The sequence below is a fragment of the Asanoa sp. NPDC049573 genome (assembly GCF_040676615.1).
GTDB lineage: Bacteria > Actinomycetota > Actinomycetes > Mycobacteriales > Micromonosporaceae > Asanoa.
In genome coordinates, this window is the sequence record NZ_JBFAPI010000022.1 from 78,756 (window position 1) to 91,288 (window position 12,533).

At 70.6% G+C, this 12,533-nt stretch carries 15 protein-coding genes; 13 read left to right on the forward strand and 2 right to left on the reverse strand.

The window, feature by feature from the left end; genetic code table 11:
* Window position 1 precedes the first annotated feature (1 nt).
* A complete protein-coding gene (locus tag AB0J74_RS33715) occupies window positions 2-1,123 on the forward strand; it encodes a sensor histidine kinase (RefSeq protein WP_363455491.1) in 1,122 nt (373 codons plus the stop codon).
* Between the two features lie 76 nt (window positions 1,124-1,199).
* Window positions 1,200-1,865 (forward strand): response regulator transcription factor, encoded by a 666-nt coding sequence (locus AB0J74_RS33720; RefSeq protein ID WP_363455494.1) that lies wholly within the window; start codon window positions 1,200-1,202, stop codon window positions 1,863-1,865.
* On the opposite strand, the gene AB0J74_RS33725 is transcribed toward AB0J74_RS33720, so the two are convergent.
* Complete coding sequence (locus AB0J74_RS33725; RefSeq protein WP_363455497.1) at window positions 1,841-2,818, reverse strand: hypothetical protein; 978 nt, start codon at window positions 2,816-2,818, stop codon at window positions 1,841-1,843. The genes AB0J74_RS33720 and AB0J74_RS33725 overlap by 25 nt on opposite strands.
* 295 nt (window positions 2,819-3,113) lie before the next feature.
* On the opposite strand from AB0J74_RS33725, the gene ffh reads away from it, so the two are divergent.
* From ffh to AB0J74_RS33745, 4 genes are all read left to right on the forward strand, one after another.
* The gene (ffh, locus tag AB0J74_RS33730) at window positions 3,114-4,667 is read left to right on the forward strand and encodes a signal recognition particle protein (RefSeq protein WP_363455500.1); all 1,554 of its coding nucleotides are present in this window, start codon (window positions 3,114-3,116) and stop codon (window positions 4,665-4,667) included.
* A 196-nt stretch (window positions 4,668-4,863) separates the two neighbouring features.
* A complete protein-coding gene (locus AB0J74_RS33735; RefSeq protein WP_363455602.1) occupies window positions 4,864-5,328 on the forward strand; it encodes a Uma2 family endonuclease in 465 nt (154 codons plus the stop codon).
* A gap of 48 nt (window positions 5,329-5,376) precedes the next feature.
* A complete protein-coding gene (locus AB0J74_RS33740) occupies window positions 5,377-5,805 on the forward strand; it encodes a VOC family protein (RefSeq protein WP_363455503.1) in 429 nt (142 codons plus the stop codon).
* Window positions 5,802-6,884: an amidohydrolase family protein gene (locus AB0J74_RS33745; RefSeq protein WP_363455605.1), complete on the forward strand. Its 1,083-nt coding sequence runs from the start codon at window positions 5,802-5,804 to the stop codon at window positions 6,882-6,884. The genes AB0J74_RS33740 and AB0J74_RS33745 overlap by 4 nt, the downstream gene beginning before the upstream one ends.
* Before the next feature lie 28 nt (window positions 6,885-6,912).
* Here AB0J74_RS33745 and AB0J74_RS33750 read toward each other — a convergent pair whose 3' ends face one another.
* Complete coding sequence (locus AB0J74_RS33750) at window positions 6,913-7,284, reverse strand: carboxymuconolactone decarboxylase family protein (RefSeq protein WP_363455506.1); 372 nt, start codon at window positions 7,282-7,284, stop codon at window positions 6,913-6,915.
* Between the two features lie 111 nt (window positions 7,285-7,395).
* Here AB0J74_RS33750 and proS point away from each other — a divergent pair, with 111 nt between their 5' ends.
* The 7 genes from proS to trmD all read left to right on the forward strand — a co-directional run bounded on the left by proS (window position 7,396) and on the right by trmD (window position 12,331).
* On the forward strand, window positions 7,396-8,802 hold the full coding sequence (proS, locus tag AB0J74_RS33755) for a proline--tRNA ligase (protein WP_363455509.1): 1,407 nt from the start codon (window positions 7,396-7,398) through the stop codon (window positions 8,800-8,802).
* Window positions 8,802-9,461: a DUF402 domain-containing protein gene (locus AB0J74_RS33760; RefSeq protein WP_363455512.1), complete on the forward strand. Its 660-nt coding sequence runs from the start codon at window positions 8,802-8,804 to the stop codon at window positions 9,459-9,461. The genes proS and AB0J74_RS33760 overlap by 1 nt, the downstream gene beginning before the upstream one ends.
* Window positions 9,462-9,472: 11 nt before the next feature.
* Window positions 9,473-10,120, forward strand: coding sequence for a DUF402 domain-containing protein (locus AB0J74_RS33765; protein WP_363455515.1), 648 nt, complete (start codon window positions 9,473-9,475; stop codon window positions 10,118-10,120).
* 229 nt (window positions 10,121-10,349) lie between these two features.
* Complete coding sequence (rpsP, locus tag AB0J74_RS33770; RefSeq protein ID WP_363455517.1) at window positions 10,350-10,826, forward strand: 30S ribosomal protein S16; 477 nt, start codon at window positions 10,350-10,352, stop codon at window positions 10,824-10,826.
* Window positions 10,801-11,061, forward strand: a complete 261-nt coding sequence (locus AB0J74_RS33775; protein WP_203784186.1) for an RNA-binding protein — start codon at window positions 10,801-10,803, stop codon at window positions 11,059-11,061. The genes rpsP and AB0J74_RS33775 overlap by 26 nt, the downstream gene beginning before the upstream one ends.
* Window positions 11,061-11,591 carry a ribosome maturation factor RimM gene (rimM, locus tag AB0J74_RS33780; protein WP_363455522.1) on the forward strand — a complete coding sequence of 177 codons (531 nt, stop codon included), beginning with the start codon at window positions 11,061-11,063 and terminating at the stop codon, window positions 11,589-11,591. Before AB0J74_RS33775 ends, rimM begins: the two co-directional genes overlap by 1 nt.
* Window positions 11,591-12,331 carry a tRNA (guanosine(37)-N1)-methyltransferase TrmD gene (gene trmD, locus AB0J74_RS33785; protein WP_363455525.1) on the forward strand — a complete coding sequence of 247 codons (741 nt, stop codon included), beginning with the start codon at window positions 11,591-11,593 and terminating at the stop codon, window positions 12,329-12,331. Before rimM ends, trmD begins: the two co-directional genes overlap by 1 nt.
* Window positions 12,332-12,533: the final 202 nt, after the last annotated feature.

Here is a 12,533-nt window from a genome sequence, read left to right on the forward strand (position 1 = left end):
CGTGGACGGGCTCATCACGGCGTTTCTGCTGTTCATCGGCGGGGGCGGGTCGCATTTCGCGCAGGAGAACCAGGCCGCGACCGGCACGCTGCGAGCCCCTCTCGACGTCCTCGGCTACGCGCTGATCCTGGGCGCCGCCGGCGCGACGATCGCCCGGCGGCGCTGGCCGCTGTCGACGCTGGCGGTGGTCGCCGGGCTCACCGCCGCCTATTTGATCATCGGTTATCCGTACGGGCCGATCCTGATCAGCTTCGCGGTGGTGATCTACACGGTGGCCGCAGGGCTGACGTTGCGCCAGGCGGCCTGGGCCGGCGCGGTCGCGTTCGTACTCCTGGCGCTGCATGCGTTTTTCCCGATCAGCGACCTCACCAACACCCACTTCAACGGCCTGCTGCCGTCGGCGGCGTTCGTGGCGGTGCCGTTCGCGATCGGGGTGACGGTGCGGGTGAGCCGGGAGGCGGTGCAGCGGTCGCGGGCCGACGAGGCCCGGCGGATCGCCGACGACGAGCGGCTGCGGGTCGCGCAGGAGGTGCACGACGTGGTCGGCCACGGGCTGGCCGCGATCAACATGCAGGCCGAGATCGCGCTGCACCTGCTGCCCCGCAAGCCGGAGGAGGCGGAGGCCGCGCTGACCCGGATCAGCCGCAGCAGCAAGGCGGCGCTCGACGAGTTGCGGGTCACCCTGGCGGTGCTGCGCCAGCGCGGCGAGCGGGCGCCGGCGCCGGGCCTGGCCCAGGTGCCCGCGCTGCGGGACCGGCTGGCCGAGTCGGGGCTGCCGGTGCACCTCGCGGTCGTCGGCGACGAGGTGGAGTTGCCGCTGGCGGTCGACCTGGCCGCCTACCGGGTGGTGCAGGAGTCGCTGACCAACGTGCTGCGCCACGCCGGCGCGGCGACGGCCGCCGTGGTGATCACCTATGCCCCTGAGTCCGTGATGGTCGAGGTGACCGACACCGGCCGGGGTGGGATCGGGCCGCTGCCCGAGCCCGGGCACGGGCTATCCGGCATGCGGGAGCGGGTGACCGCCCTCGGCGGCACGCTGTCGGCCGGCCCGCGCCCCGACGGCGCCGGCTGGCGGGTGCGGGCCGAACTGCCGGTGGCGCCGGGCAACGGCGAGAGCTGGTGAGGCGTGGCGGAGCTGCCGGGCAACGGCGAGAGCTGGTGAGGCGTGGTGCCGGTGACGACGAGGGATGGTGACGACCGTGACTGACGAGATCGGTGTGCTGATCGCCGATGACCAGGATCTGGTCCGGATCGGGTTGCGGTCGCTCGTCGAGAGCGAAGACGGCATGCGCGTGGTGGGTGAGGCCGCCGACGGCCTCGAGGTGGTCGCGCGGGCGGCGGAGACGGCCCCGGAGATCGTGCTGATGGACGTGCGGATGCCCGGCATCGACGGCATCGAGGCGACCCGGCGGATCGTGGCCGACCCGGCCCTCGAACGCACCCGGGTGATCGTCTTGACGACCTTCGAACTCGACGAGTACGTCTTCGACGCGTTGCGGCACGGCGCCAGCGGCTTCCTGACCAAGGACACCAAGCCGGCCGAGTTGCTGCGGGCGATCCGCCTGGTGGCGGCCGGCGAGGCGCTGCTGTCGCCGTCGGTCACCCGGCGGGTGGTGCGCGAGTTTTCGACGCGGCCGTCGCGCACCTTGAAGCCGCACCCGCACCTGGGCACGCTGACCGACCGCGAGCGCGAGATCGTCGGCCTGGTGGGTGAGGGGCTGTCCAACGAGGAGATCGCGGCCCGGCTGGTGGTCTCGCCGGCCACGGCCCGCACCCACGTCAGCCGAGCGATGATCAAGCTGGGCGCCCGGGACCGGGCGCAGCTGGTGGTCTTCGCGTATCAGTCGGGGTTGGTCGCGCTCTGAGCCCAGGCGAGCACGCGGCCGGCGCGTAGCGTGTTCCACCGGCTGGGCTGGCCGTCGCCCGGCTCCAGCGAGAAGAAGACGAGCCCGGGGTGGGTGTTTTCCAGCAGCCAGGTGCCGTCGGGCCGCCGTTTCGACTCGACCAGCGCGACGGCTTCGCGGACACGCGGGTCGGGCGGGTCACCCGCCGCGCGGAAGTAGTCGAGGGCGCGCAGCACGTCGTAGTGCCAGCGGAACGGGAACGAGAAGGCCAGCCAGTCTTCGTCGACCACGGCGCCGGTCGACTTACGCCGGAAGAGGGCGCGCTCCAGCAGGTATTCCTCGCCGCGGCGCCGGGCCGCCGCCACGTCGGCCGTGCCGCCGGCCCGCTGGTAAGTGAGCAGCCCGTCGAGCACGTTGATGGTGCTGTGGAACGAGGAGACCTTGGCGCCGTTTTCGAGCTCGCAGTTCCAGCCGCCGTCGTCGTATTGCTCGCGCAGCAACCGGTCGACGATCCCGTCGACGGGCTGACCGAAGTAGGACCCGATCCGCACGGTGCGCCCGTTGATGCAGGCCTCGACCTCGCCGTCGAAGAACGGCAGGGAGTCGTATTCCCATCGGACGGTGTCGCGCACGGCCGCGACGGCCTGTCGGACCTGCTCGTCCTGGGGGTCGATGCCGAACTCGACCAGCAGGTCGAGCGTCGGCAGGGTGGAGACCCAGGGCTGACCGTCTTCGCCGTCGGGCGGTGGCTCGTGGTCGGGGCCGGTGTGCCGGTAGCCCCGGCCGGGGAAGCACGCTCCGCCGGCCCAGCCGCCACCGTCGTCTCGTAGGGCGAGCAACCGCGCACCCCACCCTTCGCGGGCCACCCGGGCCCGCTCGGCCGCGACCACGTCGTCGGGCGCCCCGGCAAGATCCCGCAGCACCTGCCAGCGCACGGCAGGGTCGGAGTCGAGCAACCAATCCATCACCGTCATCGCCCGAGGCTAACCGACCCCACCGACGAACACCGGCCCCAGCGGTTACGTCGGGGCGCCTTGATCACGGGGTGAGTCGGACCGGCGGCGGGCCTGGCAAGCGACGCGTCAGCGAGCGGTCCCCGGCGGGAGCGACGGTCGCGCCCACCGCGAACCCGGGTATTGCCCGTTCGTGTTCGAGGTGGCGGTCGGTTCGACGTCCGGCGGATCGGCTGTCGCGCAGTTGGCCGGATACCCTAACGGGGGTCCTTCCGGCCTGCTTCGCCCTTGGAACTATGACAAACGGGATGTTTACGTGTTCGACACCCTGAGCGACCGCCTCAACGGGATCTTCACCAAGCTCCGTGGCAAGGGGCGGCTCACCGACGCCGACATCGACGCGACGGCGCGGGAGATTCGGCTGGCGCTGCTCGAGGCCGATGTCGCGTTGCCCGTCGTGCGCGCGTTCATCGCACGGGTCAAGGAGCGCGCGCGCGGCGTCGAGGTCTCGCAGGCGCTCAACCCCGCGCAGCAGGTCATCAAGATCGTGCACGAAGAGCTGGTCAACGTGCTCGGTGGCGACACCCGGCGGCTCCAGCTGGCCAAGCAGCCGCCGACCGTGATCATGCTGGCCGGCCTGCAGGGTTCCGGTAAGACGACGCTCGCCGGCAAGCTGGCGCGCTTCCTCAAGGGGCAGGGGCACCAGCCGTTGCTCGTCGCCGCCGACCTGCAGCGGCCCAATGCGGTCACCCAGCTTCAGGTGCTCGGCGAGCGGGCCGGGGTCGAGGTCTTCGCGCCCGAGCCGGGCAACGGGGTCGGCGACCCCGTCGACGTGGCGCGGGCGTCGATCGACCACGCCAAGCGGGTGGCCCGCGACGTGGTCATCGTCGACACCGCCGGCCGGCTGGGTGTCGACGCCGAGATGATGGCGCAGGCCGCCAACATCCGCGACGCGGTCGACCCCGACGAGGTGCTGTTCGTCGTCGACGCGATGGTCGGCCAGGACGCGGTCAACACCGCGCAGGCGTTCCGCGACGGGGTCGGCATCAGCGGCGTCGTGCTGTCCAAGCTCGACGGTGACGCGCGCGGCGGTGCGGCGCTGTCCGTCCGCGAGGTGACCGGGCAGCCGATCCTGTTCGCGTCGACCGGCGAGAAGCTGGAGGACTTCGACGTCTTCCACCCCGACCGGATGGCGAGCCGGATCCTCGGCATGGGCGACGTTCTCACGCTGATCGAGCAGGCCGAGCAGGCCTTCGACGCCGATCAGAAAGAGAAGATGACCGCCAAGCTGATGGGCGGCGAGCAGTTCACGCTCGAAGACTTCCTCGACCAGATGGTCGCGATGCGGCGGATGGGCCCGATCGCCAACGTGCTGGCCATGATGCCGGGCATGGGCCAGGTCAAGGACCAGTTGGCGGATCTCGACGACAAGCACTTCGACCGGGTCACGGCGATCATCCGGTCGATGACACCGGGCGAGCGGGTCAACCCGAAGATCATCAACGGCTCGCGGCGGGCCCGGATCGCGAGCGGGTCCGGCGTCACGGTGATGGACGTCAACCAGTTGCTCAACCGGTTCGCCGAAGCGCAGAAGATGATGAAGCAGATGGGCGGGATGATGGGCCTGCCCGGGTCCCGCCGCAAGGCCACCAAGAGCCCGAAGAACAAGCGCAAGGGTACGAAGGGCGGCTCGCGGCCGCGTCCGGGCGCCGGGTTCCCGGGCGGGATGCCGGGGCTTCCGCCCGGCCTGCCGCCGGGCTTCGACCCGTCGGCGCTGCAGGGCGACGGCGCGCAGGGGATGCCGCCGGGCTTCAAGCTGCCGAAGATCGACTTCAACAAGCTGCGCCGGCAGGAAGGCAACGAGCAGTAGTCGTGTTTCGGGACAGCGGGCGATCATAGGAACACCTAGGTGACGGGCGACCACTCCGAGGAGGAGCCCATGACCGCGGCACCGACCCTGCCCGAGCGGCCGGAGTGGACGGTCGACGACCTCGGCGAACTGCCCAGGGACCTCCGCTACGAACTGATCAACGGAAGGTTGATCGTGGCGTCGCCCACTTACCCCCATCAGGACCTCGGCGTCCGCATCCTGCTCGCTCTGGAAGCCAACTGTCCCGAAGACCAGTTACTACGTCAGTCTCGACACCTCGCTACGCGTCGACCGGCGCAGCGAGCCGCGTCCCGACATCGCCGTGATCGTGCCCGACCACAACACGACCAGCCCCATCCCGATCGAAGACGCGCTCCTCGCGATCGAGGTCATCGCTCCTGACTCGACGTTCCGCGACCTCTACGACAAGGTGCGGCTCTACGGCCGCGCCGGTGTGCAGCGCTACTGGGTCTTCGACCCGCAGCACGACGACATCACCCTGACCGAGTTCGTGCTGTCGCCGGCCGGCGAGTTGGTCCCTTCGACGCACACCGCCGAGGTCTTCACGACCGAGTGGCCGTGGAAGGTCACGATCGACCTGCCCGCGCTCACCTCGCGCTGGAAATCCAAGGTCGCGCGCGACGTCCGTCACCGCGCTTAGCGACGGCGGGCCTGCCGGGTTGTCGGTGGGCCCGCCTAAAATCACCGGATGGCTTACGAGTTTCAGGTGGTTGTCGACTGCGCCGAGCCGCACGTGTTGGCCGACTGGTGGGCCGACGCGCTCGGGTGGAGCGTCGAACCGCAGGACGAGGCCTTCATCCGGAAGATGGTCGACGAGGGGCACGCGACCGAGGCGGAGACCACCCGGCACCGGGGTGCGCTGGTGTGGAAGACCGGCGCAGCCATCCGCCACCCCGACGGGCTGGAGCGCGCGCCTCGGGTGCTCTTTCAAGAGGTTCCCGAGCCCAAGACGGTGAAGAACCGGGTGCACCTTGACGTGCGCACCGGCGACGAGCGCGACGCCGTCGTGGCCCGGCTGCTCAGCAAGGGCGCGACCCACCTGCACGACGGGCGGCAGGGCCCGTTCACCTGGGTCACGCTCGCCGACCCGGAAGGCAACGAGCTGTGCGTGAGCTGACCCCACTGCACGTGCGGGGAGTGCTGCTCCCCGACGACACCACCCGCGACCTCTGGCTGGTCGGCGACCGGGTGACGTTCGAGCCGGTGGCCGGCGCCGAGACGATCAGCGAGGGCGGGTTCGTGCTGCCCGGCCTGGTCGACGCGCACTGCCACATCGGCATCGCGGCCGGCGGCGGGCCGATCACCACCATCGACCAGGCGCTGGCCGCCGCGGTGATCGACCGTGACGCCGGCACGCTGGCGATCCGCGACGCGGGCTCGCCGTTCCCCTACCCGGAGCTCGACGACCACCCTGACATGCCCCGGCTGTCGCGGGCCGGCCGGCACCTGGCCGCGCCGAAGACCCACCTCAAGGGCATCCCGATCGAGTGCTCGCCCGACGAGCTGCCGGGTGCGGCGGCCGAGCAGGCCCGGGCCGGCAACGGCTGGATCAAGCTGGTCGGCGACTGGCTCGACCGGTCGACCGCCGATCTGGGCCCGACCTTCGAGCCCGACGTGCTGGCCGCGGCGATCGACGCCGCGCACGCCGCCGGTGCCCGGGTGGCCGTGCACACGTTCAGCGAGACCGCCGTGTCCACATTGGTGCGTGCCGGGGTCGACTCGGTGGAGCACGGCACCGGGCTGTCGCTGGAAGACATCGACGAGATGGCCCGCCGCGGCACGGTCCTGGTGCCCACGATGATCAACATCGAGACGTTCGACGACATCGCGACCCGGGCCGAGGGCAAGTTCCCCGGGTACGCGGCCCACATGCGCGCCCTGCACGCCGGCTTCCCCGAGGTGGTCCGCGCGGCCCACGAGGCCGGCGTCCCGATCGTGGTCGGCACCGACGCCGGCGGCGCCATCGCGCACGGCACCTGCGCCGACGAGATGCTGATGCTGCACGAGAAGGCCGGCATGCCCGCGGCCGACGTGCTGGCCGCGGCCTCCTGGGCGGCGCGCGCCTGGCTCGGTTTCCCGGGCCTGGTCGAGGGTGGTCTGGCCGATCTGGTCGTCTATGCCGCCGACCCCCGCGAAGACCTACGGGTGGTGCGGGCCCCGAGCCGCATCGTCCTGCGCGGCCGCGTGATCCAGTGAGGGGTGACCGTCGCTGAGGCGCGGCCGCTCAGCTGTCCGGGTCTTCGGCGAAGACGGTGAGGGCGGTCTGGTAGGAGTCGAAGGCGCGGGCGGCGCCCGCGTAGGCCTCCAGGTGGATGAAGAGTTCCACGATCTCGGCCTTGGTCACGCCGTTGCGCAGGGCGATCCGCACCTGGCCGCGCAGCGGTTCCTGGGTGCCCAGCGTCGCGGCGATCGTCACCGAGATCAGGGCGCGGCTGCGGTCGTCGAGGCCGGGCCGGCTCCAGGAGTCACCGAAGGTGTGCTCGGTGGCCAACCGCCGGAACTCGGCGCCCACCGACGGCTCGCCCGGGCCCAACGGCAGAAGCAGCGGATGGCCGAGCAGGCGCGCGGCGGTGTCGAGCGCGGCAGAATCGGTCATAAGCGTAGTTTACGGGGTTTTACGCCACCGCGGACCCGGCAGGGCCGGCCGACTTGTGGGGCAGTGGCGCGGTCGCGGTGATCAAAACGCCTCTCGCTAGGATTCCCGGTTATGGCTCGCGTGCTTACTCCCCGTGCGGAGGACTTTCCCCGCTGGTACCAGGATCTGATCGCCAAGGCCCAGCTCGCCGACAACGGGCCGGTGCGCGGGACGATGGTGATCCGACCGGCCGGGTACTCGATCTGGGAGCGCATGCAGGCCGAGATGGATGCGCGGATCAAGATCGCGGGCGCGGAGAACGCCTACTTCCCGCTGTTCATCCCGGAGAGTTACCTCAAGCGCGAGGCCGACCACGTCGAGGGGTTCTCGCCTGAGCTCGCGGTCGTCACCCACGGTGGTGGCAAGCAACTCGCCGAGCCGGTCATCGTCCGGCCGACCAGCGAGACCGTGATCGGCGAGTTCATGGCCAAGTGGGTCGACTCCTACCGCGACCTGCCGCTGCTGCTCAACCAGTGGGCCAACGTCGTGCGCTGGGAACTGCGCCCGCGGATCTTCCTGCGCACCAGCGAGTTCCTCTGGCAGGAGGGGCACACCGCGCACGCCACCGAGGCCGACGCGCGTGACTACGCCCGCAAGATCCTGCACGAGGTCTACGAAGACTTCATGGTCGGCGTGCTCGGCATCCCGGTCGTGGTCGGCCGCAAGACCAACCGTGAGCGGTTCGCCGGCGCGACCAGCACCTACACGCTCGAGGGCATGATGGGCGACGGCAAGGCGCTGCAGATGGGCACCTCGCACGAGCTCGGCCAGAACTTCGCCAAGGCGTTCGACATCAGTTACTCCGCGGCCAGCGGCGGCGTCGAGCATGCCTGGACCACCTCGTGGGGCACGTCGACCCGGATGCTGGGTGGCCTGATCATGAGCCACGGCGACGACAACGGGCTGCGGGTGCCGCCACGGCTCGCGCCGATCCAGGCCTACGTCATGGTCGTCAAGGACGGTGACGGGGTGACCGCGGCGGCGACGAAGCTGCGCGACGCGCTCCGCGACGCCGGGGTGCGGGTCGCGCTCGACGACCGGGTCGACACCGCGTTCGGGCGGCGGGCCGTGGACGCCGAGCTCAAGGGCTACCCGGTGCGGGTCGAGGTCGGCCCCCGCGACCTGACCGCCGGCAACGCCGTCGTCGTGCGCCGCTTCGACGGCAGCAAGACCGCCGTGCCGGTGGCCGACGTCGTCGGTCGGGTGCTGGCCGTGCTCGACGAAGACCAGCAGAAGTTGTACGACCAGGCGTTGGAGTTCCGCGAGTCCCGCACAGTGTCTGTGCCTACGTTGGCCGACGCGATCGCCGCGACCGCGACCGGTTGGGCCCGGGTTCCGTGGTCGGCGGTCGGCGTCGACGGCGAGGCCGAGGCCAACGGCCAGGGCGTGACCGTGCGCTGCCTGGTCCGGGCCGACGGCTCGGTGCCCGACTCGCAGGAGGAGCCGGACCTGGTCGCGATCCTCGGCCGTTCCTACTGATGGGGTTCGCCACCGGCCGTCTGATCGTCCACCGCAACGTCCGCCACGACCGCCTGGGCTGGGTCCGCCCCGCCCGGGTGGTCAGCGACGACGAGCGCGGCCTGCTGGTCTGGATCGAGCGCGGCACCGTGGTGGCATCCGAGGTCTCCGCCGACGGGCGCGGGATGCGCTCGATGCCGTTCGCCGAGTGGATCAGCCTGTCCTACGGCCTGCGCGAGCACCCGTGGGCCGGTCCGGGGGTGCTGAAGTTCCACCCGGTCGGCGCCGACCACTCCGTCTGGTGGTTCCACGACGCGGCCGGCCGTTTCGCCAACTGGTACGTCAACCTCGAGGAGCGCGCCGTCCGCTGGGACGACGGTGATCTCGCCGGGATCGACGTGGTCGACCAGGACCTCGACATCGTGGTCGACCCGGACCGCACGTGGCGCTGGAAAGACGAAGACGAGTTCACCGAGCGACTGGCCTTTCCAGATCATTACTGGGTACGCGACGAGAGCGCCGTCCGTGACGAGGGCTGGCGGGTGGTCAAGCAGATCGAAGCGGGGGAGTTCCCGTTCGACGGCACCTGGACCGACTTCCGGCCGGATCCCGCGTGGGAGACGCCGACGACGTTGCCGGCGGGGTGGAACCGGCCGGCCGCGGCCCGCGTTTCTCCGTAGGCTGTGTCTCCATGGGTTTTGAGGCGGGCCGCACGGTGGTGCGGCGGTACTGGCGCGGTGGACGGATCAGCTTCGTCGGCTCGTTCGTGGTGGTCGCCGACGACGAGCGGGGCCTGCGTCTCTGGCAGCCGGCCGGGGTCAGCTACTGGCGGTTGATGACGGCGGACGGACGTACCCACCACGACGGCACGATCGACGAACTCGGGCCGACCGAGTTGACCGTCCAGCGCTGGATCGGCGGTCCGATCATGCCGTTCCACCCGGCCGACGGTTCGCCCTGGTCGGTCTGGTGGTTCTTCGACCAGCACACGGGCGAGTTCGACGGCTGGTACGTGAACCTCGAAGATCCGTTCCGGCGGTGGGACGACGGTGGGCTGGCCGGGATCGACACGTCCGACCACGCGCTCGACATCGTGGTCGACCCGGACCGGTCGTGGCGGTGGAAGGACGAGGACGAGTTCGCCGCGAAGACCGGCAGCCCGAGTTACTGGGACGTGGCCGGCGCCGAGACGATCCGCGCGAACGGTCTCGCGGTGATCGAGTTGATCGAGGCGGGGAAGTTCCCGTTCGACGGGACCTGGTGCGAGTTCCGGCCGGATCCGACCTGGTCGGTGTCGGACGCTCGGCCGCCCGGTTGGGATCGTCCCCAGGCGGTTTGACCGGTTTGTCTCTGACGGCGCCCCCGACGAACCCGGGACCGCGTCCCGCCTTCGGTGCGACCCGGCGGATACGTCTCAAAACCGTCTGGCAGAATGGTTGGTTGGTATCCGGCATGCACTCGGCGCCCTCTACCCCGGGTGCGTTGCCAGTCCACGAACGGTCATCGGCTCAAACCCCACTGCGTCGGCCGACCGATCACCCACGTATCGCAACAGGAGCGAACAGACTGTGGCCGTAAAGATCCGGCTTCTGCGGATGGGCAAGATCCGCAACCCGCAATACCGCATCGTCGTCGCCGACTCGCGCACCAAGCGTGACGGCCGGGCGATCGAGTACGTCGGCATCTACCACCCTAAGGAAGAGCCGTCGCTGATCGAGGTCAAGTCCGACCGGGTGCAGTACTGGCTGTCGGTGGGTGCGCAGCCGAGCGAGGCTGTGCAGCGGATCCTCGAGCGCACCGGCGACTGGCAGCAGTTCAAGAACCTCCCGGCTCCGCCGCCGCTGAAGGTCGCCGCTCCGCGCGTCGACCGGCGCGAGGCCTACGAGGTCGAGGCGCGGGCCGCCGCCGGGCTCAACGAGGCTCCGGCGCCGACCAAGGCCACGAAGAAGGCGGCGAAGGCCGCGGAGCCGAAGGCCGACGCGCCGGCGGCTGAGGCACCCAAGTCCGAGGAGCAGGCGGTTGCGGACTCAGGCGAGCAGGCCTGACGTGGCACTCCGGCCGGCGCTGGAGCACCTCGTCAAGGGCATCGTCGACCACCCGGACGACGTGCGCGTCCGGCTGGTCGACTCGCGCCGCGGCAAGCGGCTCGAAGTGCGTGTCAACCCGGAAGACCTGGGCACGGTGATCGGCCGCGGCGGGCGCACCGCCAAGGCGCTGCGCCAGGTCATCGGTTCGATCGGCGGCCGGGGCGTCCGGGTCGACATCGTCGACGCCTACTGATGCTTCTCGTCGTCGGCCGGATCGGCCGGCCTCACGGCGTCCGTGGTGAGGTCACCGTCGAGGTTCGGACCGACGAACCCGAACAGCGGTTCGCCGTCGGGTCGGTGTTACGCACCGACCCGACGGCGTCCACCGCGGCGGCCGTCGTGCCCGACACCTTGACGGTCGAAGAGGTCCGCTTCCATCAGGGCCGACCGCTGGTGCTGTTCGACGGTTACTACGAGCGCGACCTCGTGGAAAATCTCCGTAATGTGCTGCTCCTCGTCGACTCCGACGACCTGGACATGCCGGACGATCCGGATGAGTTCCACGACCAGCAGTTGCTCGGCCTGTCCGCGGTGAGCCCCGCCGGCGAGGTGCTGGGCACGGTTTCCCGGATCGACCACGCGGCGTCATCCGACCTGCTGGTGCTGACGTTGCCCGGCGGCCGTTCGGCTCTGGTGCCGTTCGTGAAGGCGATCGTGCCCGAGGTCGACCTGGCCGGCGGCAGGATCGTGGTCGACGCCCCGGCGGGCCTGCTGGACCTGTGATGCGGGTCGACGTAGTCACGATCTTCCCGGAATACCTGGCGCCGCTGTCGTTGTCCTTGATCGGCAAGGCGCAGTCTTCCGGGCTGCTGTCCGTGGGCGTCCACGACCTGCGCACCTGGACCTCGGACGTGCACCGCACGGTGGACGACACGCCCTACGGCGGCGGCCCCGGCATGGTGATGCGACCGGAGCCGTGGGGTCAGGCATTGGACGCATTGGCCACGCCGCAGGCGCGGTTGGTCGTGCCGACCCCGGTCGGTGCGCCGTTCGTTCAGCGGACTGCGCACGAACTGGCCGAAGCATCCCACCTGATCTTCGCGTGCGGCCGCTACGAGGGCATCGACCAGCGAGTCATCGACCACGCCGCAACCCGCATGCCGGTCACCGAGGTCTCGCTCGGCGACTACGTCCTCTTCGGCGGCGAGGTGGCCGTCCTGGTCATCATGGAAGCCGTCGTGCGTCTGTTGCCGGGAGTGCTCGGCAATGCCGACTCGCTGGCCGAGGAGTCGCACGCGGCCGGCTTGCTGGAAGCACCGGTCTACACGAAGCCCCCGGTGTGGCGAGACCTGGCCGTGCCCGACATCCTCCGCTCAGGCGACCACGGCCGAATCGCCCGCTGGCGCCGCGACGAGTCGCTCCGCCGCACCGCGCTCCGGCGACCAGACATGCTCGACGGCCCCGACGGGCCCGAACTGGACAAGGCCGACCGCGCCGTCCTGGACGACCTCGCCGACAACTGACCGGAATCCCGTTCGCAGCGCCTGCCGGCCGCTATGGCCGTGCTGGCTCGGTATGTCGTGTCGGGCTGTCTGGCTGCTGTGGGCGTGCTGGTTCGGCAGGTCATGTGGGGCTGTCTGGCTGCTGTGGGCGTGCTGGTTCGGCAGGTCATGTGGGGCTGTCTGGCTGCTGTGGGCGTGCTGGTTCGGCAGGTCATGTGGGGCT